This is a genomic window from Nonomuraea cypriaca (assembly GCF_015645445.1).
GTDB lineage: Bacteria > Actinomycetota > Actinomycetes > Streptosporangiales > Streptosporangiaceae > Nonomuraea > Nonomuraea cypriaca.
In genome coordinates this window covers 1-23561 of sequence record NZ_JADOGI010000020.1, presented here as the reverse complement: position 1 = coordinate 23561, position 23561 = coordinate 1, and the positions used below count along the sequence as shown (strand labels likewise).

General features: G+C 69.8%; 23 protein-coding genes and 1 pseudogene. 16 read left to right on the top strand and 8 right to left on the bottom strand.

What is annotated here, in order from left to right:
• Window positions 1-49 precede the first annotated feature (49 nt).
• Window positions 50-868, bottom strand: coding sequence for a PIG-L deacetylase family protein (locus tag ITP53_RS09235; RefSeq protein ID WP_328814326.1), 819 nt, complete (start codon window positions 866-868; stop codon window positions 50-52).
• 38 nt (window positions 869-906) lie between these two features.
• Here ITP53_RS09235 and ITP53_RS09230 point away from each other — a divergent pair, with 38 nt between their 5' ends.
• Window positions 907-2013: a glycosyltransferase gene (locus ITP53_RS09230; RefSeq protein WP_328814325.1), complete on the top strand. Its 1107-nt coding sequence runs from the start codon at window positions 907-909 to the stop codon at window positions 2011-2013.
• Here the strand turns inward: ITP53_RS09230 and ITP53_RS09225 are convergent.
• The 3 genes from ITP53_RS09225 to ITP53_RS09215 all read right to left on the bottom strand — a co-directional run bounded on the left by ITP53_RS09225 (window position 1989) and on the right by ITP53_RS09215 (window position 4638).
• Window positions 1989-3521 carry a DUF2079 domain-containing protein gene (locus ITP53_RS09225; RefSeq protein WP_328814324.1) on the bottom strand — a complete coding sequence of 511 codons (1533 nt, stop codon included), beginning with the start codon at window positions 3519-3521 and terminating at the stop codon, window positions 1989-1991. The two genes, ITP53_RS09230 and ITP53_RS09225, sit on opposite strands and share 25 nt — an antisense overlap.
• Before the next feature lie 90 nt (window positions 3522-3611).
• A complete protein-coding gene (locus tag ITP53_RS09220) occupies window positions 3612-4049 on the bottom strand; it encodes a hypothetical protein (RefSeq protein ID WP_195894905.1) in 438 nt (145 codons plus the stop codon).
• Between the two features lie 25 nt (window positions 4050-4074).
• Window positions 4075-4638, bottom strand: coding sequence for a TetR-like C-terminal domain-containing protein (locus ITP53_RS09215; protein ID WP_195894904.1), 564 nt, complete (start codon window positions 4636-4638; stop codon window positions 4075-4077).
• Window positions 4639-4688: 50 nt separating this feature from the next.
• Between ITP53_RS09215 and ITP53_RS09210 the strand changes: the two genes are divergently transcribed.
• A complete protein-coding gene (locus ITP53_RS09210; RefSeq protein WP_195894903.1) occupies window positions 4689-5780 on the top strand; it encodes an FAD-dependent oxidoreductase in 1092 nt (363 codons plus the stop codon).
• A 63-nt stretch (window positions 5781-5843) separates the two neighbouring features.
• Window positions 5844-6956: an aromatic ring-hydroxylating oxygenase subunit alpha gene (locus tag ITP53_RS09205; RefSeq protein ID WP_195894902.1), complete on the top strand. Its 1113-nt coding sequence runs from the start codon at window positions 5844-5846 to the stop codon at window positions 6954-6956.
• On the opposite strand, the gene ITP53_RS09200 is transcribed toward ITP53_RS09205, so the two are convergent.
• Window positions 6926-7477 (bottom strand): DUF1707 SHOCT-like domain-containing protein, encoded by a 552-nt coding sequence (locus ITP53_RS09200; protein ID WP_236050629.1) that lies wholly within the window; start codon window positions 7475-7477, stop codon window positions 6926-6928. The genes ITP53_RS09205 and ITP53_RS09200 overlap by 31 nt on opposite strands.
• Before the next feature lie 180 nt (window positions 7478-7657).
• Between ITP53_RS09200 and ITP53_RS09195 the strand changes: the two genes are divergently transcribed.
• Window positions 7658-8578 carry a sensor histidine kinase gene (locus tag ITP53_RS09195; RefSeq protein ID WP_236050628.1) on the top strand — a complete coding sequence of 307 codons (921 nt, stop codon included), beginning with the start codon at window positions 7658-7660 and terminating at the stop codon, window positions 8576-8578.
• A 27-nt stretch (window positions 8579-8605) separates the two neighbouring features.
• Here the strand turns inward: ITP53_RS09195 and ITP53_RS09190 are convergent, their stop codons facing one another.
• A complete protein-coding gene (locus ITP53_RS09190; RefSeq protein ID WP_195894900.1) occupies window positions 8606-9583 on the bottom strand; it encodes an aldo/keto reductase in 978 nt (325 codons plus the stop codon).
• 271 nt (window positions 9584-9854) lie between these two features.
• Here ITP53_RS09190 and ITP53_RS09185 point away from each other — a divergent pair, with 271 nt between their 5' ends.
• Together ITP53_RS09185 and ITP53_RS09180 are read left to right on the top strand one after the other, a co-directional pair.
• A complete protein-coding gene (locus ITP53_RS09185; protein WP_195894899.1) occupies window positions 9855-10478 on the top strand; it encodes a DUF998 domain-containing protein in 624 nt (207 codons plus the stop codon).
• A 64-nt stretch (window positions 10479-10542) separates the two neighbouring features.
• The gene (locus ITP53_RS09180) at window positions 10543-11004 is read left to right on the top strand and encodes a universal stress protein (protein ID WP_195894898.1); all 462 of its coding nucleotides are present in this window, start codon (window positions 10543-10545) and stop codon (window positions 11002-11004) included.
• A 55-nt stretch (window positions 11005-11059) separates the two neighbouring features.
• On the opposite strand, the gene ITP53_RS09175 is transcribed toward ITP53_RS09180, so the two are convergent.
• Both ITP53_RS09175 and ITP53_RS09170 read right to left on the bottom strand, forming a co-directional pair.
• The gene (locus ITP53_RS09175; protein WP_328814322.1) at window positions 11060-11869 is read right to left on the bottom strand and encodes a TrmH family RNA methyltransferase; all 810 of its coding nucleotides are present in this window, start codon (window positions 11867-11869) and stop codon (window positions 11060-11062) included.
• Window positions 11862-12656 carry a DUF4184 family protein gene (locus ITP53_RS09170; RefSeq protein ID WP_328814321.1) on the bottom strand — a complete coding sequence of 265 codons (795 nt, stop codon included), beginning with the start codon at window positions 12654-12656 and terminating at the stop codon, window positions 11862-11864. The genes ITP53_RS09175 and ITP53_RS09170 overlap by 8 nt, the downstream gene beginning before the upstream one ends.
• 116 nt (window positions 12657-12772) lie before the next feature.
• On the opposite strand from ITP53_RS09170, the gene ITP53_RS09165 reads away from it, so the two are divergent.
• The 10 genes and pseudogenes from ITP53_RS09165 to ITP53_RS55895 form a co-directional block, all read left to right on the top strand.
• On the top strand, window positions 12773-13411 hold the full coding sequence (locus ITP53_RS09165) for a cation transporter (RefSeq protein ID WP_195894896.1): 639 nt from the start codon (window positions 12773-12775) through the stop codon (window positions 13409-13411).
• Window positions 13412-13638: 227 nt separating this feature from the next.
• Window positions 13639-15318: a substrate-binding domain-containing protein gene (locus ITP53_RS09160; RefSeq protein ID WP_195894895.1), complete on the top strand. Its 1680-nt coding sequence runs from the start codon at window positions 13639-13641 to the stop codon at window positions 15316-15318.
• Between the two features lie 156 nt (window positions 15319-15474).
• Window positions 15475-17085 carry an RNA polymerase sigma factor gene (locus ITP53_RS09155; RefSeq protein WP_195894894.1) on the top strand — a complete coding sequence of 537 codons (1611 nt, stop codon included), beginning with the start codon at window positions 15475-15477 and terminating at the stop codon, window positions 17083-17085.
• 286 nt (window positions 17086-17371) lie between these two features.
• Window positions 17372-17737 carry a hypothetical protein gene (locus tag ITP53_RS09150; RefSeq protein WP_195894893.1) on the top strand — a complete coding sequence of 122 codons (366 nt, stop codon included), beginning with the start codon at window positions 17372-17374 and terminating at the stop codon, window positions 17735-17737.
• A complete protein-coding gene (locus ITP53_RS09145) occupies window positions 17734-18861 on the top strand; it encodes a GNAT family N-acetyltransferase (protein WP_195894892.1) in 1128 nt (375 codons plus the stop codon). The genes ITP53_RS09150 and ITP53_RS09145 overlap by 4 nt, the downstream gene beginning before the upstream one ends.
• Before the next feature lie 139 nt (window positions 18862-19000).
• On the top strand, window positions 19001-19834 hold the full coding sequence (locus ITP53_RS09140) for a glycosyltransferase family 2 protein (RefSeq protein ID WP_195894891.1): 834 nt from the start codon (window positions 19001-19003) through the stop codon (window positions 19832-19834).
• 11 nt (window positions 19835-19845) lie between these two features.
• On the top strand, window positions 19846-20790 hold the full coding sequence (locus ITP53_RS09135; protein WP_195894890.1) for a glycosyltransferase family 2 protein: 945 nt from the start codon (window positions 19846-19848) through the stop codon (window positions 20788-20790).
• On the top strand, window positions 20787-21590 hold the full coding sequence (locus ITP53_RS09130; protein WP_195894889.1) for a polysaccharide deacetylase family protein: 804 nt from the start codon (window positions 20787-20789) through the stop codon (window positions 21588-21590). Before ITP53_RS09135 ends, ITP53_RS09130 begins: the two co-directional genes overlap by 4 nt.
• Window positions 21583-22899, top strand: coding sequence for a lipopolysaccharide biosynthesis protein (locus ITP53_RS09125; protein WP_195894888.1), 1317 nt, complete (start codon window positions 21583-21585; stop codon window positions 22897-22899). Before ITP53_RS09130 ends, ITP53_RS09125 begins: the two co-directional genes overlap by 8 nt.
• 89 nt (window positions 22900-22988) lie before the next feature.
• Window positions 22989-23561, top strand: a pseudogene (locus tag ITP53_RS55895) (hypothetical protein); the annotation flags it as partial.

Sequence of the window (23561 nt, the reverse complement as noted above, 5' to 3'; positions counted from 1 at the left end):
CGGGTCCAGTCTGCCGCGTCATGGCACGCGGGCTCGTCGTTCTGAGGTATCAGGGAGGCCACCGGTCGAAGGGATGAGAGAGCCGCGCGCCCGGGGGAAGGTCGCGGCGGACGTACCACTCGGTGCCGAAGACCAGGCGGTAGAGCGGTCCTGGGACCTTCAGCATGACGGCGAGTGTGCGGTCGCTGTCGCCGCCGCTGGCCTGGGAGACGTGCGCGGCCATGGCCGCCCGCTTCTGCCTGGTGTATTTCCGCACGTTGACCCGGTGGGTGATCGTCTCACTCGGTGAGTACGCGCTCTCGAACGCGCGTACGTCGAACTCGGGCGGGAACTTGTAGACCCTGCCCCCCACCCGCAGCAGCCGGACGAGCGGATCGCGGTTGACCGTCGCCTCCAGGACGATCTCCGTGCCCGCGATCTGCGCGGCCCGCTTGCCCACCCGGTGCACCTGGACGTGGTCGGGATGCCCGTAGCCGCCGGCCGGGTCATAGATGGTCAGCAGGTCGGCCTGCTCCTCGTGCAGAATCGTGGCCAGCGCCTTGGCCGCCGACTCGCTGTCGGCGTCGATGAAGGCGTTGTCGGGCCGCTCCTCGGCGCTGCCGCCCTTGGGCCGCAGCCCCGAGTCGCCGTAGCCGAGACACTCGACGCGGGCGCAGCCGAGCGCCGCGGCCGAGGTGTAGAGCTCGTCGAGCCGGGTCCGGCCCAGCGCCTCGCCCGGCTCCATCTCGGCCAGGCCACGCTCCCCCGCGGTGGCCACCACGAGCACCACGCGGTGTCCCTCGGCCGCGAGCATCGCCATGGTGCCCGCCGTCAGCAGGGCCTCGTCGTCGGGATGGGCATGGAAGAACACTGCGGTACGTGGAGGCACACGCCCAGATTAGTCTGGGAGGGGTGCGGATCTTTCACGTGAGTGACTGTTACCTGCCGCGACTCGGAGGGATCGAGGTCCAGGTGGCCGATCTCGTACGCGTGCAGCGGGAGGCCGGGCACACAGTGTCGGTGGCCACGGCGACCCGGGGCGAGGAGTTGCCCGGAGTGCACAGGATCGTCGCGAGGATGCCGTTCGACCTGCCGGTGCACCCGTTCGGGGTCGGGCACATCACGCGCCGGCTCACCTCGGTGCGTCCGGACGTGGTGCACGTGCACATGGGGGCGGTCTCGCCGTTCGCCTGGATGGGCGTGCGGGCCGCGACCCGGGCCGGCGTGCCGTGCGTGGTGACCGTGCACAGCATGTGGGATCCGCTCACGCGGGCGGCGTACCGGCTGTTGCGGCTGGCGTTCGGCTGGCAGGGGTGGGGCCTGGTGGCCACCACGGTCAGCAACGCCGCCGCGGCGCCCATCCGCGGGGTGGCCGGTCCCGGCGTGCCGGTGCGGGTGGTCTCCAACGGCCTCGACCTGTCCGGCTGGGCGCCGCCGCCGGGCGAGCCCGACCGGCGTGCGGAGGTGCACCCAGATGTGCACATCGTGGCCGTGGGGCGGCTGGCGCCGCGCAAGCATCCGGTACGCCTGCTGAAGCTCCTGGAGGCGGCCCGCGCGCGGGTGCCCGCCCGGATCCCGATGCGCGCCACGATCGTCGGCGACGGGCCCGCGCGCGGTCAGATGGAGCGCTTCCTCGCCCGGCACGGGATGACCGGCTGGGTCTCGCTGCCCGGCCGCCACTCCAGGGAGCAGATCGCCAAGGTCCTGGAGACGGCGGACGTGTTCGTGGCGCCCGCGCCCAGGGAGTCGTTCGGCATCGCGGCGCTCGAGGCGCGCGCCGCCGGGCTGCCCGTGGTGGCGAGGGCGCAGAGCGGGGTCGCCGACTTCGTCCGCGACGGCACCGAGGGGCTGCTCGGCCGCACGCTCGGCGACCTGGCCCGCGCGGTGGCCCGCCTGTGCGTGGACTCCGGGCTGCGCGAGTCGATCGCCGCCCACAACCGCGCCACGCCGCCGTCCGCGGGCTCGTGGCCCACGGTGCTGGGCGGGTTCGAGCGGGCGTACGAGCAGGCTCAGCTGCGGCGCAGGACCACGTAGCCGTCGCGCTCGTACACCGTCACGTAACCCTGCGCCCGCAGCTCCTCGACCTCGGCGAGCTGCTGGCCGGGCGAGCCGAAGGGAAACTCCCAGCGCGCGGTGTCCGCCACCACCCACGGCGAGCCGTGCGACTCCCCCGTCCACAGCAGGACCGTGGCGCGGGAGGACAGGGCGGGCCCGAGCGAGTTGACCGCCTCGACGGTGACCCCTGAGGGGACCCTGCTCAGCGCCTCGGCCGCGGCGGCCGCCTTGGGGTCCTGGTAGAAGGCGGGATGATAGAGCTGGTCCAGCGCGAATTTGGGCACCAGCGTGAGCGCGACCGCCAGCACCGCCGCCGACCAGGCCAGCCTGAGCGAGGCGTGTTTGTGGTCGCGGCCGCTTCGGCACTCGTTGGCTTCGCTCTCTCCCGCCGAGCTCCTCCGCTTGTCGTCGAAGCGCTTGATCAGGCGCAGCAGCCTGGCCAGGCCGTCCACGCCCGCGCAGAAGAGGATCATCACGGTGAACGCGCTGTACTGGAAGTCGGCCTGCCACCACTGGCCGCGGTCGGACAGCATGCGTTCGAGCACGTGCGGCAGGGCCGCCAGCGACAGCGGCGAGAGCAGGCACAGCAGCAGCGTCGGCCACACCATCAGGAACAGCGTGTCGACCTTGGCCTCCTCGCTGAACGGCAGCAGCACGGCGGCGATCGGGTCGCGCAGCAGTGTCAGGATCGCGCTCGTCATGTCGGGCCCGAGGTGGTTGTAAGCCCAGAAGTCCTTCGCGTCCCCGCCGGCGTACGTGATCAGCATGCCGCGGACGAGCAGCACCGCGCCGAGCCCGAGCATCACGCACAACAGGCCGCGCCACCGGTCGCCGATCACGACCAGGCACAGCCCTGCGCCGATCACCATGAGCCCCATGTCCTCCTTGACCAGGAGGAGCGCGAGCATCGCGAGGAACGCGGGCAGATTCCGCCCGGCGTGGTAACGCTCGATCATGATCGCGGTGAGCACGGGGACGAACATGACCTCGTGCGCGTCGAAGGCGACCGCCTGCGCCACGGGCCACGACAACGCGTAGGCCAGAGAGACCAGGTAGGCGGGCCCGGCGCCCAGCACCCGCCTGGTGTAACGCCACAGGAACGGGACGGCGGCGGCGAACAGCACCGCCTGCGCGACGATCAGCGTCTCGGGCCCGTCGTGGATCCAGTAGAACGGCGCGAGCAACGCGTAAATGGGCGAGAAGTGGTCGGCGAGCTGCAGGTAGTCCATGCCGCGCCCGTGGAACACCCCCAGCACCGGGATGTACGGCGGCCGCAGGTTCGCGTAGCTGCGCACGGCCTGGTCCACGATCACCAGGTCGAACGTGGTCGCCCGGTAGGTCGCCAGCTTGACCAGGCCGAGCAGGGAATAGACCGCCGCGGCGGCGAGCGCGATCGCGCCCACGCGCACGCGGTGGCCGGAAACCAGGAACCGCCAGGGAGGTGCGGCGCTCTCCCCCGATCGCGCCACAAGCGTGTCACCCGTCACGAGAGGTAACCCTAGAACGATTCCGTACGAACGCGACGCGGCCGCCGCGCCAGCCTGCCCCCCACAGGTGGCACGGCGACCGCGAGTCCGTCAGGAGCAGGCAGACGTGATCTTGCTCACGAAGCCGTTCGCCTTACCGCTGAACTCCGTGACGCTGTTCAAGTCGCCACCCTCCATGGACTCGAACCCAGTGGCGAGGTCGTTCAGCGCGGCGCCGACTTCGCCGTCGTATTTGCCCGCGAGCTCCTTGGTCTCGTCGGCGGCCGTCTTCGAGGCCGTCTGGATGGCGTCCTGGTTGGACACGTCCTTCGTGACTGCGGTGCTCCACTCGGTTGCGATCTTGCTTGCCTCCGCGGCAGCGGTGTTGCAGTCAACGGCCTGGCCGAGCGCGCCGCACGCGGTAGTGAGGACGGCAAGAGTCAGCGTCGCGGCCGCGACGGCCAGACGACGACGAGGGGGAGTCATTTCCGTGCCCTTCGTAGGTTTAGCGAACGAAGGGAACATTATGGGTCCGGACTTGATCGTCACTTGCACCCCACTAACACCACAGGCATCAGCTCGGCGTAAAGCCATGCAGCAGGACCTGCACGATCTCCTCCGGTTCCGGCAGGGGAAGATCCAGGAGCCCCCGGTAGGCGACGAATCCGGTGAACAGGTCGGTAAGTAGCCAAAGGTCTGCATTCGGGGGCAACTCACCGCGTTCGATGGCGCGCTCGTACACCACCCACGAGCGTTCCATCCTGGTGCGCATGCCGGTGCGGATGATCTCGGCGACCGCGGGGTCCCGGCCGGCCTCGCCGAACACCTGTTTGGCCATGCCGGCCACGCCGGGGCGCCGCCAGAGGGCGAGGGTGTCTGCGACCACGACGCGCAGGTCGCCTTCCAGCGAGCCGGTGTCGGGGATGGCGACGTGCGCGTTCATGAATCCGCCGATGGTCTCGAGGAGCATGTCACGCTTGGTGGCGTAACGGCGGAACACGCTGGCCCGGCCCACGCCTGCGGCCGCGGCGACGTCGTCCATGGTGAAGTCGAACCCGCGGGAGAGCACCAGAGCGGTGGCGGCCTGCCTGATGCGGTGGTCGACCGTGGGATCGGGCTTGCGGCCGCGCGCAGACATTGTGATACTCCTAGTATCTGATATCGAGAGTCTCAAAAATAGGGAATGCTATGAGGGTAATCGTGGTGGGGGCCGGTGTCGCGGGGCTCGCCGTCGCACGCGGCCTGCTCGGCGCCGGTCATGACGTGGAGGTGTACGAGGAGGCCCCCGAGCTGCGTACGGCCGGCGGCTCGGTCACGCTCTGGCCCGGCAGCACGGCCATACTCGACGAGCTCAAGGTCGGCTACGCGGGGATCGGGCACCGGCTGGAGACCATGGAGTCGTGGGACCGCGACGGGCGCAGGCTGCTCACGGTGGACCTGACGGCCGCCGAGCGCCGCTACGGCCATCCGACCGTGCACATCGCCCGCGGCGAGCTGGTCGAGTTACTGGCGGACGGCATGCCGGTGACCTACGGCATGCCGGTCGAGCGGGTGGTGCCCGAACGGGCCGAGGTGCGGCTGGCCGACGGCCGTACCGTGCGCGGCGACGTGCTCGTGGGCGCCGACGGCCGCTGGTCCGCGGTGCGCAGGGCGATGTGGGGCGACGATCCGGCCAAGCTTAGCGGCTGGGCCACCTGGCAGGGCTTCACGACAGTGCCGACCGCGCTGACCGAGCAGCACAGGGCCGTGATGATCAGCGCCATGCCGGGACTCTGCGGGCTTATCCCGGCGGGCGCGGGCCGACTGCTGTGGTGGTTCGACGTCAAGGCCGCGCCGGGCGGGCCGTACTGGAGCGACGACCCCGGCATCGTGGACCGGCTGCGCGAGCGGTTCGGCGGCCTGGCGGACCCGGTTCCCGGCATCCTGGAGACGATCACGGACGTCGACTTCTTCCCCCACCACCGGCACGCGATTCCCACCGTCTGGGGCAAGGGGCCGGCCACGCTGGCCGGCGACGCCGCTCACACCATGCCGCCCACCATGGCCCAGGGCGCCAACCAGGCCCTGGAGGACGCCTGGCTGCTCACCTGCTCCATCGGCGACCTGCGGGCGTACGAGCGGGCCAGGTCGAAGGTCGCCCGCAGGCCCGCCAGGCTGGCCGCGACCGAGGTCACCAACATGCAGAGGCCGATCGTCGGACTGGTCTCCGACGGGAGCGCCACCAGGCTGTACACGGCGTTGCTCCGCAGCTTCAGCAGCTACCTCTTGACAGCGTCCTGAGGGCCGCCGCACCATGTCGCATATAGAGCAACTCGGTGCGTAATACGCAACAAGAGGTGTTGGTTGACCACCACGTCGAGCTTGATCTCCACGCTTCCCGGCCGCTCGTACACCGACCACGAGGTGTTCGAGGAAGAGCAGGCCGAGATCTTCGAAAAGCTCTGGTTCTGCGCGGTCCGGGCCGAGGATCTGCCGACGCCGGGGGCGTTCAGGACGGTCCAGGTCGGCAGGGAGAGCGTGATCGTCGTACGCGGCCGCGACGACCGGCTGCGCGCCTTCCTCAACATCTGCCGGCACCGCGGCGCCCGCCTGTGCGCGGAACCGGCCGGCGAGGTCAAGCGGACGATCAGGTGCGCCTACCACGCCTGGTCCTACGACCTCGACGGCCGCCTGGCCGCTGCCCCCAATCTGGTCAAGATGCCCGACGTCGACCGGGTGGCGTACGGCCTGGTGCCGGTGCACCTGCGCGAATGGCTGGGGTACGCGTGGGTGTGCCTGGCCGCCGAGCCGCCCTCGTTCGAGGAGACCGTGACGCACGCGGCGACGGAACGCCTCGGCGACCCCGCCGCCATCGAGCGCTACCACGTCGACGAGCTCGCCCTCGGCCGCCGGATCGTCTACGACGTCAAGGCCAACTGGAAGCTCGTGGTCGAGAACTTCATGGAGTGCTACCACTGCGCCACCATCCACCCGGAGCTGACCGCCGTGCTGCCGGAGTTCGCGGGCGGGTTCGCGGCGCAGTACTACGTCGGCCACGGCGCGGAGTTCGCGCAGCGCGTGGAGGGTTTCACCGTGGACGGCAGCGCGGGGTTCGGCAGATTACCCGACGTGTCCCAGGACCAGGACAGGCGCTACTACGCGATCACGGTGAAGCCGCAGGTGTTCGTGAACCTCGTGCCCGATCACGTGATCGTGCACCGGATGTTCCCGATGGCGGCCGACCGGACCGTGATCGAGTGCGACTGGCTCTACCACCCCGACGTGGTGGCCTCAGGAGCCGACCTGTCGGCTTCCGTCGAGTTGTTCCACCGGGTCAACGAGCAGGACTTCGACGCCTGCGAGCGGACGCAGCCCGGCATGTCGTCACGGGCCTACAGGGACGGCGGGGTGCTCGTGCCCAGCGAGCACCACATCTCGATCTTCCATCAGTGGGTGAACCAGCGCTTACGCGGATAGCGCACCGTGAGCCCGCCGTACTTCGCCCGGCCGCTGATCACCACGTAGAGCGCGCCTGGGCGGGGCCTGCTCGGCACGCCGGAGGTCGAGCTGCTGCCCCAGTCGCTCTGGAACCCGTCCACGTTCGCCACGCCGCCCTCGGGCAGGACGATCTTGGCGGAGCCGTACGTGAGGTCGAGTTCGACCTCCACGACCGGGTGGGTGGTGACCGCCTCGGAGAAGTCGAGGTCGACGCTGCCGTACTTGGAGGTCACGCGCAGCCGGCGCGGCACGGCCCAGTCACCGGAGCGCTTGACGTGGCCGTTCTTGCTGCCCAGCTCGAGCACCTCGTCGGCGCGCGGCTCGACCGGCAGGTCACTGATCACGGCGAGCAGGTCGCCGTAGGTCTTCGCGGCCAGTGCCGTTCCGAGCCGGTCTTCGAGCTCCAAGGGGTTGAGACGACCTTCACTGAACGCATGCTGCAACTGCTGCGTGGTGCGCTCCCGGTCCTCGTCGGAGACCCTCATCTGCATTTCCGACATGTACCGAGCATAGTTTCATAATGCTCAGAACGGGAGGCGCCTGCCTGAAGGCGTACGCAAATCGAGCGGGAGTTGCCGGCGTCCCCGGCGCGGACGGCGGATGACCTGGACTCTCTTCACACTGTTCAGGTACCCAGCGAGTGGCCTCGAAGTCGCCATTCTTGGGTAGCGTGAATGCTGATGTTGGCGCAACCGTTCGCGCACCCGGCCCTCTTCTACCGAAGCGACCGGGAATACGCCGCTGCCACCAGCGCCTTCGTCCGCGAGGGGCTGGCCGCCGGCGAGCCGGTCGCGGTCATCGTCCCCGCCGCCAACCTCGCCCTCATCCAGGCCGAGCTCGGCGCGGCCGCGGAGTCCGTCCTCATGGCCGACATGCGGGAGGCCGGGCGCAATCCGGGGCGGATCATCCCGGCCGTGCTGTGCGACTTCGCCGACCGGCATCCCGACGACCACGTGCGGATCATCGGCGAGCCGATCTGGCCCGAGCGCACCGCCGTGGAATATCCCGCGTGCGCGCAGCACGAGGCGCTGATCAACCTGTCCTTCGCGGGGCGGCGGATCACGATCCTGTGCCCGTACGACGCCGTGGGGCTGGCGCCCGAGATCATCCGTGAGGCGGCCCGTACCCATCCGGTGCTGCGCGACGCCTCGGGGGAGCGGCCGAGCGCGGACTACGCGCCCGGCCTGGTGGTCGACGGGCACAACCGGCCGCTCGACGAGCCGGACAGGCACGTCTCGGTGCGGTTCGACCGGGACAACCTGTCCGAGGCGCGATGCCTGGCCGCGCGGGAGGCCGCCGCCATGGGGTTCAGCGGCGACCGGCTCGACGACATCAGGCTCACGGTGTCCGAGCTCGGCGCCAACAGCCTCGACCACGGCGGCGGCGCCGGCACGATCAGGGTGTGGGCCGCGGACGGGCGGCTGGTGTGCGAGGTCAGCGACGCGGGGCACATCACCGATCCGCTGGTGGGCCGCAGGCCGGTCGATCCGCGCTCCGCCGGCTCGCGGGGGCTGCTCATCGTCAACCTCCTCAGCGACCTCGTACGCGTCCACACCCGGGCGGGCGCGACCGCGGTCCGCGTCTACTTCGACGCACCCTGACCACTACTTCGACGCCCTGACCCCAGATCAGTGCCCGATCTCCGACATGTCGGGATAACGAGCGCCGCGTACCGCGTCCGCAGGCACCGCCGCCGCGAGCGCGTCGAGCTGACCGGCGGTCAGCGTGATGCCTGCGGCGGCCGCGTTCTCCTCCAGGTACTTCAGCCGCTTCGTGCCCGGGATCGGCACCACGTCGTCGCCCTGGGCGAGCACCCAGGCCAGCGCGAGCTGCGCCGCCGTGACGCCCGCCGCGTCGGCGATCTTCCGCACCTCCGCCGCCAGCGCCGCGTTGTGCTCGGCGTTCTCGCCGACGTTGCGCGGCATCCGCTTGCGTACGTCGTCGTCCGGCAGCTCGGCGGCCGGCGGCAGCGTGCCGGTCAGGAAGCCCCTGCTGATCGGCGAGTACGCCACCAGCGCGATGTCGAGCTCCCTCGCCACCGGCCGGATCTCCTCCTCCACATCTCTGGCGAACAGGGAGTATTCACTCTGCAGCGCCGCGATCGGGTGGACCGCGGACGCCCTGCGCAGCGTCTCTGCGCTCACCTCCGACAGGCCCAGGTGGCGCACCTTGCCCGCGGCGACCAGCTCCGCCATGGCCCCGACCGACTCCTCGACCGGGACGTCCGGGTTGCGGCGGTGCATGTAGTAGAGGTCGATGTGATCGATGCCGAGGCGGCGAAGGGAGGCGTCGCAGGCGGCCCTGATGTACTCGGGGCTGTTCTCGACCGTGCGGGATCCGCTCGCGTCGCGCTTGATGCCGAACTTGGTGGCCAGCACGACCTCGTCACGCCGATCCTTGATGGCCCGGCCGACGAGCTCCTCGTTCGCCCCCAGACCATACGCATCCGCCGTGTCCAGAAAATTCATGCCAAGGTCGAGAGCGCGATGGATGACCGCTATCGACTCTTTCTCATCGCCTTTTCCATAAAAGTCGGACATGCCCATGCAGCCGAGGCCCAGCGCGGAGACCTCAGGGCCGCCGTTTCCAAGAACGCGCCTCTTCATGTCTGCTCCTCCAGGTAGCACCTGACCGCTGCGCGGCCTCTGGATCGTCATGGATCCAGCGTCCCTCTTCGAGCGCGCTCTAAGTCAAATCGGGTCCCCCTGACGGAAACCCGTACCGACCCTGAGGGGGTGTGCCCTACTCAGGGTTGTCATGGCACAGGTCACCGGGTTGGTGAGGGTTCGCTCAGTCCAAAGTATTAAGGGATACTTCAGGGCCGGTTGGGGCTGATCTCCGATACTCCGGAAGCTCGCGTTCCACGAGCTTTGAGGCATGAAGGGATTGCTTGTCAGTGGATTCACGGCCATCGGCACCGGGACCGGCGCCATGCTCACCCTGCACGCGGAAGCCGGCCTCGACCCGATGCACAGCGTCATCAGCGAGTACGCCTTCCACGCGGGCGGCTGGCTGCTGCCGGCCTCACTGACGCTGTTCGCGATCGGCTCGGCGCTGATCGCGGAGGCCGTGCGCCGGGCGGGCATGAGCCGCTGGGCCGTCGCGCTGCTGCTGGGCTGGGGGGCCAGCATGTTCATGATCGGCGCCTTCCCCACCGACCGGCCCGGCGTGCCGCTCTCCCTGTCAGGCGGTATCCACCGCTACGCCGCCTTCGCCGCCTTCCTGATGATGCCCCTGGTGGGACTGCTGCTGGCCAGGGCCGAGATCCGGTACGCCAAGGCGATGCGGATACTCAGCGGCCTGGCGCTCGGGGCGCTGCTGCTGGTCGTGATCCCGTACGTGGTGCGGATGGCGGGCATCCCGCTCGCCGACGACGACATCCCGGCGGGACTGACCCAGCGAGTCGTGGTCGTCACCGAGCTGGGCGTGCTGGCGCTGGCCGGGTTGTCACTGCTCAAGCCGTCGGCCCGGCGCTCCCAGGTCTCCGCCGTCCTGGCCTAGACGCTTCAAACGGGCCGCTCGGGTAAGGGGTACTGATCCTGAACCCGTCAGGGGAGTGGCTCGAATGACGATTCTGATCGCGTACGACGGTTCCGACGACGCCAAGGCGGCCATCGCCTTCGCCGGCGAGCTCCTTCGCGGAGAGTCCGCCGTGGTGCTGACCGTCTGGGAACGGGTGGCGACGACCTCCGCCCGCGCCTCGGCCGGGCTCATGATGACGCTCGACCACGCGGGAGCGGAGGACGAGGCGATCGGGGAGGCGATGCGCGACCTGGCCGAGCACGGCGCGGACCTCGCCCGCCAGGCCGGTCTGGCCGCCACGTCGCGCTGCGAGGCGGACTCGGTGGCGGTGTGGGCGACGATCGTGGACGTGGCCGACGAGATCGACGCCACGCTCGTCGTGACGGGGACGCGGGGGCTCGGCGGGATGCGTTCGCTCCTGCTCGGCAGCACGTCCGACCGGGTCCTGCACCACACGCACCGCCCCGTCCTGGTGGTCCCCTGCTCCAAGCCCGACGACGCCTAGCGCTCCCACGCCTCCCCGCCCCGCCGTGCGCACCCACTGATCGGAGCCCGACCGGTCATCGGCTCCGCATCAGACCATGGCAGGCGATCGCCGCGGCGGCCACCACGTTCAGCGAGTCGACACCGGCGGCCATCGCCGCCGGGCTCATCGGGATGCAGACCGCCTCGTCGGCCTCCTCCAGCCAGTGCGACGACAGGCCGTCGCCTTCCGAGCCCAGCAGGAGCGCCACCCTGTCGCCCAGCTTGACGGCGTCCATGGGCGTCGCCCGCTGGTCCGGGGTCAGGGCCAGGGTCCGGTAGCCGGTCTGCCGGACCTGGGCGAGTCCGGCGTACCAGTCGTCCATCCGCGCGTACGGGATCGAGAACACCGCCCCCATCGACACCTTCACCGCCCGCCGATAGAGCGGATCCGCGCACCGGGGCGACAGGACGATCCCGTCCACCCCCAGCGCCGCGGCCGACCTGAAGATCGCGCCGACGTTGGAGTGGTCGACGAGGTCCTCCAGGACGAGGATGCGTCCTCCGGCCGCCTTGAGCAGCGTCTCGACGGAGGGCAGCGGGGTGCGGCGCATCGAGGCCAGCGCGCCCCGGTGAACCGGGAAGCCGGCGACGCCCGACATGATCTCGTCGGTCACCACGTAGACGGTCGCGTCACCGAGCACGTCCTCCAGCTGCGTCAGCCAGCGGCGCGTGGTGAGGACCGAACGGACGGGGTAGCCGGCGCCGATGGCCCGCCTGATCACCTTCTCGCCCTCGGCCAGGAAGAGGCCGCGCTCGGCTTCGAGGCTCTTGCGCAGCTCCACGTCCCGCAGCCGGGTGTAGTCGGACAGGCGCGGGTCGTCGGGGGCGGTCACGTACTCAAGCACCTTCTGATACTGCCATGCGCCGCCTGACCTGCCAGACCACCGCATAGCAGGTGAGCACGAGGCACAGGCCGATCAGCGTGCCCGCGCCCGTCTTGGTGAGCACGCTGGGGATGCCGAGGGCGGGGGTGGGCTCGTCCACTAGGGGCCACAGGAACGCGCCCGCGACCGTCCCCACTGAGCAGCAGGCCAGAACGGTCCATCGCACCCGCGGCGAGATCCGCAGCCGGTCCGGTACGGCCCCCGCCGCCATCCTGGACAACCCACGCCACGCCCACCACACCATGACGGCCAGCCCGATCGCGGACGAGACGTACTGCAGCAGGCGGAAGAGCCTGATCACCCCGAAGACGGACACGGCCAGCCAGCCGCCCCACTGCACCGGGCCGGAGGAGTGCGTGAAGGAGTCCCAGAAGATGTGCGTCGCGGTGCCGATCACGGAGCCGACGGCCATGGGCAGCAGTCTGAGCCTGGCCGGGCTCAGCAGGGCGGCGCGGCCTCCGAGCGACGGGGGCAGCAGCGAGATCAGCGGGTCGCGGAAGACGCCGTGGAACAGGGGCAGCAAGATCAGCACGGCGGCGAGGTCGATGGTGACCACGCCGCGCCAGGAGTGCCAGATGTCGTAGTCGGGCATGAACGGCAGGAAGACCGGCAGGTCGGGCACCATCGCGCCCATCGCCAGCGCCCATGGATCGATGAACCTGCGTACCGCCGGTGACGACATCAACGGCACCACGGCGGCCATGTGGCTGGGCGTGAACGGCACGACGACTCCCCCCTCGATGATCACGCACATTATGCGGGGAAGCTTGTCCTTCCTTTACCGAAGTGATCCGAAGTGACTCTCCGTAGTGGGTACGGTACGTATCGCTGTCGACGGCCGGATAGCCGGAGATTCGGGGGGTCATGGTGCCTGACCAGCGAATTCATGAGCGTCCGGCCGCGTCAGCCGAATGGCTGCGCGCCGCCCGCGCGGCCCGCTCACTCTCCGTGGTCACGCTGGCCTGGCTCGGGGTGGAGAGCGCGCTCGGCCTCGCGGCCGGCCTGTCCGCGCACTCGGTCGCGCTGATCGGGTGGGGACTGTCGGCGCTCGTGGAGGCGGCGGGCAGCCTCATCGTGGTGTGGCGGTTCACCGGCGCGCGCACGCTGTCGCCGAACGCGGAGAGCACCGCCAGACGGGCGATCGCGCTGAGCTTCTGGGCGCTCGCGCCGTATCTCGTCGCGCACGTCGCGTACGACCTGGACGCCGGGCATCGAGCCGTGCCGACCGTGCTGGGGATCGTGGTGACGACGTTCAGCCTGGTCAGCATGCCGGTGCTGGGGTTGGCCAAGCGGCGGCTCGGCAGGCGGCTCGCGTCACGGGCGACGACCGGCGAGGGGACGCAGAACCTCATGTGCGCCGCCATGGCCGCCGGCGTCCTCGCGGGTTTGTGGCTTAACACCGTGGGGTGGTGGTGGGTGGACCCGGCCGTGGCGGTGGCGGTCGCGGTGGTCGCCGTACGGGAGGGCTTCCGGGCTTGGCGCGGTCACGCATGTTGCCACTGAACGCCACAGTACGTAGTTGCTGCACCAAAAGGACTGTTTTGCCACGGTGACTACACCGAGTATCGTTCCCGGAGTATTGCGGAGCATCTCCCGCTAGGGTCTCCGGAAGGTCTCAACACACCTAAGAGGACATTGTGGGGCGACACCGCACAGACGAGCTGGACGGCGGCTACCGAGCGAATGAGCCACCACCCCGCAGACGGTCCAGGGGAAGCGGCCGGGGCCGGGTGCTCGTACCGCTGGCCGGCGCCGTCGCGCTGGCCGTGCTCCTCGGCGTCGCCGCGTTTGTGATCTTCAACCGCAACCACGACTGCTCCGGCGGCAAGCTGGCGCTGCGCGTGGTGGCGACCCCGGACATCCAGCCCGCGCTGAACAAGATCGCCGGCAACTACAACAAGGCCATGCACTCGATCGACGGCAAGTGCGTCGAGGTGACGGTGGCCAAGGAGGCGGCGGCCAGGACCGCGAACGCCGTGGTCGCGGGCAAGGCCGACGCCGACTTCTGGGTGGCGGACTCCAGTCTGCTCCTGGAGAGCGTGCGGCAGAGCGCGGGAGACGCGCTGCCGCAGCCCGAGGGCTCGGTCGCGGCCTCCCCCGTGGTGCTCGCGGCGGCCAAGTCGGTCGCGTCGAAGCTGTCGGGCAGCCTCAAGCCGAGCTGGGGATCCATGGTGGCGGCGGCGAACGTGGCCGACCCCGACGGGCCGGGCAGGAAGCTCCGCGTGCTCGCCCTCGACCCGCAGCAGAACTCCGCCGGTCTGGCCGCGCTGCTGGCCGCGGCGGGCACGGCCAAGGAGACGGGACAGGACAAGGCGCTCGTGGGCGCACTGAAGGAGCTGTCCGGCCAGCTCGCCTCCGACTCGACGGCGCTGCTGGCCAGCCTGACCGTGAAGTCCGGCAGCAGGACGCCGGTGGGCGTCACCTCCGAGCAGTCCATCCATGCCCACAACGCGAAGAAGCCGGAAGCGCCGGTGGTCGCCCTCTATCCGGAGGAGGGCACCCTGAGCCTCGACTACCCGGTCACGATCCTGGCCAAGGACACGGCGGTGCTGAAGGCGGCCGCGGACTTCAAGCAGGACCTCGCCACGGAGTCGGCCAAGAAGGTGCTGCGCGCCGCAGGCTTCCGCAGCCCGGACGGCAAGGCGGGCGACGCCCTGTCCAAGGACAAGGGGTTCGCGCCGGAGACGCCGCCCGCCTTGGAGCCGCCGGACGGCGCGACCGTGGCCAGGATGGTGCAGACCTGGTCGCGGATGAACCTCGGCTCCCGCCTGCTCACCCTGCTCGACGTCTCGGGAACGATGGCGCTGCCCGTACCAGGGACGGGCATGACCCGCATGCAGGCCATCAACAAGATCGCGACGGAGGGTCTCTCGCTCTTCCCCACGACCTCCGAGCTGGGGCTGTGGACGTTCTCCACGCATCTGGACGGGCAGGGCAAGGACTGGAAGGAGCTCATCTCCATCGGGCCGGCCAGCGAGACGGTCAACGGGGAGCTCCGGATGGAGTCGCTGGTCAAGGCGTTCGCCTCCACCCAGGCCAAGGCCACGGGCGACACCGGGCTGAACGACACGGTCAAGGCCGCCTACACGGAGATGACGAAGACGTACCAGGAAGACAAGATCAACACCCTGCTGATCCTCACGGACGGCGCGGGCAACGACGACCCCGACGGCGGGGTCACGAACGCCCAGCTCCTGCAGTTCCTCAAGAAGACGTACGATCCGAAGCGGCCCGTCGCCATCCTGCTCATCGCGTTCGGCCCGGAGGCCGAGCAGGGCAAGCGGCAGATGGACGCGCTGGCCAAGGCCGCGGGCGGCGAGGCGTACATCGCCAAGGACATCCTCCAGGTCCGCGACTTCTTCCTCCAGGGCATGGAACGCCGCCTCTGCCAGCCCAACTGCGACGGCTGAGTTCATGGCCTCCACTGAGTGGAGGCGGGCTGGTACGCCCGATGCCGCCTTCAACACCTCATGCCTGTTGGGCATGGGCGGTTAACCCGGTTGGGTGAGGGGGCGTCCTCTTCGCGTGGGGCTTGAGTGCCCGTTCCACCCGCGGGGAGGGAATCCGTGCCTGGATGGCCGACCGTCGATCGTGCCGGTGATCACGAGCTGGTCGCGGCTCTGCGACGCGCGGACGCCGACGCTCCCGCCCGGCTGTACGACTCCTACGGCGAGCGGCTGCACGACTTCGCCTTCTCCCTGGCCGGGGACGGGAACGTGGCTGCGGACGCCGTACACGACGCGCTCGTCACCGCGCAGGGGTGCGTCGACCGGCTGAAGGAGCCCGGCCGGCTGCGGGCGTGGCTGTACGCGCTGACCAGGTTCCAGGTGCGGGCCAGGATGGCGCACCGGGGCGGCACCCCGGCCGACGGGCTGCCCGAGCCGGTGCTGGAGGAGCTCGACGACCCCGAGTTGGCCGACCTCGTCGGCGAGACGCTGCGCGACATGAACGGGCACGACCGTGAGGTCCTGGAGCTGTCGCTGCGCCACCGGCTGACCCCGTCCGAGGCCGGCGCGGTGCTGGCGCTGACCTCGCGGCAGGCGGCCACCAGGCTCGGCCGGGCCCGCGACCAGTTGGAGAACGCCGCCGCGGCCGTGGTGCTGGCCAGGATCGGCCGGGCGCACTGTCCCGACCTGTCGGCGATGGTGGACTCGTGGGAGGGGCCGCTCACCCCGCTGCTGCGCCGGCGGCTGTCGGGGCACATCGGCGGGTGCGAGGTGTGCACAGAGGGGCGGCACCGGCAGGTCTCGGCGGGGCGGCTCCTGGACATGGTGCCGGTGGCGTTCCCGCCGATCTCGCTGCGCCACCGGGTGATCGACACGTGCGTCAACCCCCAGCGGGACCAGACCCGTACCCTGATCACGGATCGCGGGGACAGCTTCGACCGGACCGGCTTCCCCGTGCCGGCCGAGCGGGGCTCGCGCCGGCGCAGGCCGCGCGAGAGCCGGCGCCGGCCGCGCCGCCTGGCGCCGGTGGTGCTGGCGGGCGCGTGCGTCCTGGCCGCGACCGGCGCCATGGTCGCGATCAACGGCCGCGCCGCCTCCAACGGCACGGAGCTACGCCCCGACCCCGCTCCCACGGCCGCTCAGAGCCCGGCGCCGGAGGGCGTACCCGAGGCGGACGAGCCGACGCCGCCGCCCACCCCTACGCCAACGCCAACGGCGAGCCGTACGCGGTCCGCCGCGGTCGCGTCGCGGCCGCCGGCGGCGCGCCCGGCCAGTAGGCCGGCCACTGGGCCCACGGCCACCCGCCGCCGTCCGGCGCCGCCGCCCGCCAGACCGGGCGCCAGGCTGGGCGCCTCGTGCCCGCGGGGCATCGAGGGGGTGGCCAAGATCGGGCTCAGCGCCCGCAACGCCGCGGTCTCCTGGGTGGCGACCGCCTCGCAGGGGCTGGACGTGTCCCCGGCGAGCGGATCGATCAAGGCCGGCGGCTCCGTGGCGATCTGGCTGACGGTGATCGACCCGACGAGCTCCGGCAGCGGCCGCGTCGCCTTCACCTCGAACGGCGGCACCGCGACGTGCTCGCTGTCCTGGGACGGCGACCTGCCGCCGATCTCGGAGCCGCCCACCGACCCGCCGACGAACTCCGCCGAGCCGACCGTGTCGCCCACCGGCACGGATACCTCTTCCGGTGCCTCTTCGGTGAACACCGCCGAGGCCGAGGCACTCACAGAGTAAAGTCAGCGTAAAGTAAGGAAGATCGACATATTTAGTCGACAAACGGGGATAAATCGGACCCCGACTCGAAGACACTAGGCCACATAGGGCATTCTGGTGTGCTTGGGGACCACATCCGGGCCGGAGACCACTTGACCGTGTGTTGAACCTCACACGAGAAATCTTTGTGTGCCGGTAAACCGGAGCGGGTCACCAAGCGTCGGCATTGACGTGTCCGGGCGCGGATTGATCCCATGAAGTGCGATCATTCGCGCTTTCACCAGCAAGAGCAGGAGAGAAACAGGAGATGCTCAAGCACCGCAGAGCGCTGGCATGGCTGCTGGCGTTCGCCTGCATAGCGGGAGCGGCGGTCGCGCTGTTCGACATCGAGACGCCGCTGCGCCCCTTCCTGATCTCTCTGTTCCTTCTGGTGGTGCCAGGGGCCGCGGTCGTCGGACTGTTGCGTGATCGTGATCCCCTTGCCGCACTATCAGTAGGAGCCGCGGCAAGTCTCGTGATGAACGTGCTTCTGGCACAGGCCATGTTGCTGTTCAACGCGTGGTCGCCGCGGGCCGGGGTGGCGACGGTCGCCGTGCTCGGCGGGTTCATGTACGTGCTTCGCGTGTTGTACCGGGGGAAGAGCATGAGGACCGAGGGGGCCAGGGCAAGGTGAAGATCCAGGTAGTTCGGCCGAGAGAACTCGGAGACTCCGAACGTGCCCGGTGGCGCGAGTTGCAGAAGTCCGACCCGAGTCTGGACAACCCCTTCCTGTCGGTCGAGTTCGCCGTCGCGATGGACCGCTTGCGCGACTACGTGAGGGTGGCGGTCATCTCCGACGGCAGCGGCATCGCCGGGTTCTTCCCGTACGAGCGGCACAGCTTCGGCATCGGCAAACCGCTCGGCGGCTTCCTCACTACGTGTCACGGTTTGATTTCACTTCCGGAGCTCAAGCTCGACGCCAAGGTCCTGTTGCGGGCCTGCAAGCTCAGTGTGTTCGACTTCGACCACCTCGTGGCGGGTCAGCCCACCTTCGCCCCGTACGAAGCCGATGTCCGGCCCGCGCCGGTCATGGACTTCACCGCCGGCTTCGACGCCTGGATCGACCAGGTGAAGTCCAACTCCCCGAAGAACCTCAAGACCGTCCGCTACAAGGAGCGCAAGCTCGGCAGGGAGCAGGGTGAGCTGCGCTTCGAGTGGGCCTCGGCCGACCCCGAGGTGCTGCGCACGCTGCTGGCCTGGAAGTCCGACCAGTACCGCCGTACCGGCCGGGTGGACAGGTTCGCCCAGCCGTGGATCGTCGAGCTGACGGACATGATGCATGCCGAGCAGTCATCGGACTTCGGCGGTGTCCTCACCATGCTCTATGCCGGGGACGTGCCGGTGGCCGGGCATTTCGGCCTCCGTACGGCGACCACGCTCGTCGGGTGGTTCCCCGCCTACGACACCGAGTTCGGCCGTTATTCGCCGGGCATCGTCCATCACCTGCAGATGGCCGAGGCCGCCGCGAACGACGGTCTGCACATGGTCGACATGGGCAAGGGCGGCAAGGAGTACAAAGACTGGCTCAAGAGCGGGGTCCTGTACGTCGCGGAAGGCCGCATCTCGAGACCGTCCCCCACGGCGGCGGTTCACTGGATGGGCCGAACTCCTTTCAACAAAGCCCGAACAATTGTCATGGAGCGACCGTCTCTCTATAGGGCGGCCGACCGTGTGCTCAAGGGCTTTGGTCGGGTGCGCGCCTCAATGCAGCAACAGGAGTCACCCAACGCAGTCAAGGAACCAACCGGAGCACGCTGAGCGCTCCACCCCGGCAGATACACCCTCACTCCACAGGACCCTCTACATGCACAGCTCACCGGCTTCGCCGTTCCCGCAGCACCCGGGAGCGGCCGCGTCCGGTTCGCATCGCGGGGGTCTCGGAAGGATTTCCCTCGCTATGAGTCCCGAGATCACCAAGCACAACGGCAAGCACCAGAGCGCCCCACTGCGCTCGATGCCGCCGCCATCCAGCTTCACGCCCGTCACGCCGCACCTGGCCATCTCGCCCACGGTGAGCGTGGTCGTGCCGGCGATGAACGAGGCCGAGAACCTGCCCCATGTCTTCGCCACGATCCCGCAGTGGGTCGACGAGATCGTGCTCGTCGACGGCAACTCCGTTGACGACACCGTGGCGGTGGCCAAGCGCCTGCGGCCGAACGTGAAGGTGATCATGCAGACCGGAAAGGGCAAGGGCGACGCCCTGTCCGCCGGTTTCGCCGCGTGCACCAGCGACATCATCGTGATGATCGACGCCGACGGCTCGACCGACGGCCGCGAGATCATCTCGTTCGTCGGAGCGCTGGTGACGGGCGCCGACTTCGTCAAGGGCAGTCGCTACGCCGCCGGCGGCGGCAGCGACGACCTGACGCTCAACCGGCGCCTGGGCAACAAGGTGCTCACCGGCATGGTCAACGTCATGTACAACACCAAGTACACCGACCTGTGCTACGGCTACAACGCCTTCTGGGCCCGTCACCTCGACGCGCTCGACCTCGACTGCGACGGCTTCGAGGTGGAGACGCTGATGAACGTGCGCGCGGCCAAGGCCGGGCTGAAGGTGCACGAGGTGCCGAGTCACGAACGCAACCGCATCCACGGCGAGAGCAACCTGCACGCCGTACGAGATGGCTTCCGCGTGCTCAAGACCATCCTGAAGGAGTGGCGACGCCAGCCCTCTCCCCCTCAGCCTGAGCCGACCGCCACTCCCGCCGCTGACCGAGGCGTCGCTTAAAAAGGACCGTTGTGAACACGTCTGTTGTCATCTGCGTCTACACCGAGGAACGGTGGGAGGACATCAGGCAGGCAGTCGAGTCGGTCGAGAACCAGACACGCCCGGCACACGAGCTGATCCTGGTAGTCGACCACAACCCCGACCTGCACCTCAAGCTCAAGCACGAGTATCCACAGGCCATCGTGGTGGAGAACACGCACGAGCAGGGGCTGTCCGGGGGCAAGAACACCGGCGTGGCCACGGCCAACGGTGAGGTCGTCGCGTTCCTCGACGACGACGCGGTCGCCGATGCCGGGTGGCTGGAGGCTTTGGAGGAGGGCTTCCAGGAACCCGGCGTGGTGGGCGTGGGGGGCCGTACCGAACCCCTGTGGGCGTCCGGCACGCGGCCGCGGTGGTTCCCGTACGAGTTCGACTGGACGGTGGGGTGCACCTACCGCGGCATGCCCGCGGTGCGCGCCCCGATCCGCAACGTGATGGGCGGCAACGCCGCCTTCCTGCGGGACGTCGTGTCCGAGGTCGGCGGGTTCCACAGCGGCATCGGGCGCAGCGTCCAGGGCCGCAAGTCGCGCCCGCTGGGCTGCGAGGAGACGGAGTTCTGCATCAGGCTGAGCCAGCGCAAGCCGGGCTCGGTCATGCTGTTCGAGCCGCGCGCGCTGATCGGGCACAAGGTGTCCGGGCAGCGCGAGCGGTTCGCCTACTTCAGGTCCAGGTGCTACGCGGAGGGGCTGTCGAAGGCCCTGGTGACGCGGGAGGTCGGCACCCAGGACGGGCTGGCCAGCGAGCGGGCGCACGCGTTCAAGACGCTGCCGCTCGGCGCGCTGCGCGGGGTCGGCGAGACGCTGCGCGGCGACGTGGGCGGGCTCGGCCGGGCCGCCGCGATCGTGGTCGGCCTGGCCTGGACGGCCTGGGGTTACGCAGTGGGGTCCGTACGACTGAGAGGGGCGGCGCGATCATGATCCGGGTTCCGATCCTGATGTACCACTCCGTCACCGACGGCCCCAACGACGACACGCGGCCGCACGCGGTGCGGCCCGGCGACCTGGCCGAGCAGCTGGCGTACCTGTCGGAGAACGGCTTCACCCCGCTCACGCTGGGTGACCTGGTGGCCTCGCTCAACAAGAACAAGGGCCGCTCGGTGCCAGACAAGCCGATCGTGGTGACGTTCGACGACGGCTACGCCGACTTCCACAGCCACGCGCTGCCGCTGCTCGAGCGCTACAACTTCCCGGCCACGGTCTTCCTGACCAGTGGCTGGGTGTCAGACGCGGGCGGCGACGCGGCGGGCCGCCCGCTGGACGACATGTTGTCCTGGGGGCAGGCCCGCGAGGCCGCGCAGACCGGCATCGAGATCGGCGGCCACAGCCACAGCCACCCCCAGCTCGACCAGCTCCGCACCGAGGACCTCCGGCAGGAGCTGCGCAAGAACAAGGGCCTGCTGGAGGAGAAGATCGGCGCGCCGGTGGCCACCATGGCCTACCCCTACGGCTACTCCAGCGCCCGGGTCCGCCAGGAGGTGCGCAAGGCCGGCTACTTCGCGGCCTGCGCCGTGGCCAACACGATCGCCGCGGACCGCCACGACATGCTCGCCATCCCCCGGTTGACGGTCGGCAAGGGCACGACCATCAACATGTTCAAGCGCGCCGTAGAAGGCAACGGCGTACCTCTCATCTACCTGCGCGAGCGCATCCTCACCAAGGGGTACGCGGTCGTGCGGCGGACGAGGTACGGGCTGCAGCGGGTGCGCGGAAATGTCTAGGATCTGGAGCAAGATCCTGATCGACCTGCGTAACCCGCTCTTCCGCCAGGGTTACGCGCTCATGTCGAACACCGTCATCACCGGCGTGCTCGGCATGGGCTACTGGCTGCTGGCCGCCCACTTCTACACGCCAGAGGAGTTCGGCCGCGGGCAGGCGGTCATCACGGCGATGCGCCTGTTCGCGTCGCTGACCGCGCTCGGGTTCGTCGGCGCTCTGGCCCGCTACCTGCCGGTCGCGGGCCGCCGCACACCCGAGCTCATCCTGCGCGGGTACGGCCTGGCCGCCGCCACGGGCGGGGTCGCGGCCCTCGGTTTCCTCCTGACGTTGCCCATGTGGGGCAAGACCTACTCGGTGCTGAACGGATTCGGGCCCGGTCTCTTCTTCCTGGGCTCGGTGGTCGTGTGGGCCGTGTTCACGCTGCAGGACGTGGTCCTGACGGGGCTGCGCAGGGCCACGTTCGTGCCCATGAACAACCTGATCTTCGGCCTGGTCAAGATGGGGCTGCTGGTCGCACTGGCTGGAGCGCTCCCAGCAGGCGGGATCTTCGTGTCCTGGGTCATCCCGACCGCGCTCGCGCTGATCCCGGTCAACTGGCTGATCTTCGGCGTGGTGGTGCCCAGGCACATCAGGCAGGCCGACGCCGTCCAGGAGCCGCCCAGGCTGCGCGAGATCGGCCGGTTCCTGGCCGGGGACTTCCCCGGGGCGCTGTCCATCCTGGCCATCGTCTACCTGGTCCCCGTGGTGGTCGCGACGCAGGTGGGCGAGGCCACCTTCGGGCGCTTCTCGATGGCGTTCACGCTGGCCAGCATGATCGAACTGCTGGCCATGAACATGGCGGTGTCGCTGACCGTCGAGGGCTCTTTCGAACGGTCCAAACTGGCCCAGAACTCCCGGCGGGCGCTGCAGCGGGCCTTCCTGATCGTCACGCCGATCATCGCGGTGTCGATCATCGGGGCGCCGCTGATCCTGACCATCTTCGGATCCGCGTTCGCCGAGGAGGGCACGACGCTGCTGCGGCTGATGTCGCTGGCCGTGCTGCCCCGGGTGCTGATCGAGGTCTATCTCAGCGCGCTGCGGGCGCAGAGCCAGGCACGGCGGCTGGCGGTCGTCCAGATCGGGTTGGCCGTGATGGTGCTGGTGTCCACTGTGGCGCTGTTCCCGTACGCGGGGGTGAACGCCGTAGGCTACGGACTGCTCTCCAGCGAGCTGCTGATGGCACTTTTGATCTTTAGAAATCTGCGTAGAATTCTCAAATTCGGCGAAACCGGGAAGTCGATTGTCACCCAGGGGTCGCCCGGGGCCGCATGATGGTCAACGTGAGGCAACGGGACGGCGATGGCATGACAACGGGGATCACCGGATCCTCGAACGTGCGCGGGGACAAGGAGGAGTCAGACGTGCCCTTCGATCCGGAGGCTACCGGGGTCATCCCGAAGCTGACGTTCGAGACCGACGAGCCGCCCGCGAAGGGCTCCGACTCGTCCGAGGGCTCTTCTGAGCGTGCTGAGGGCGCCGCCGAGGAGGCCGAACGCCCCGAGCCGACCGTGGACACGACCACGGCCTTCCGGCTCCCCCTCCCGCCGACGGAGAAGGGCGGGACCACACCCACCCAGTCCCCAAGCCCCCAGCCCAAACGGGGCACCCCAACGCCCAAGCCGGGCACCTCCAGCACCAAGCCGGGCGCCCCAGGCACCGCGCCGGGCGCCTCTGGACCCGCGCCGGACACTCCGGGATCCGCGCCGGGCACCTCTGGAGCTGTGCCGCGCACCTCTGGAGCTGTGCCGGGCGCCTCGGGAGCGGCGTCCAAGCCGGGCGCCCGGGACACCGGACCCAGGCCGGGCGCTCCGGAGACCACGCCCCAGCCGCGCGTTCGAGCACAGCCCGCCAGCGGCCCTCATTCGGGCGTTCGGCCGCAGCCTGCCAGCGGCGCCCAGCCGACCGCGCGGCCACAGCCCCCGAGCGGCCCAGGG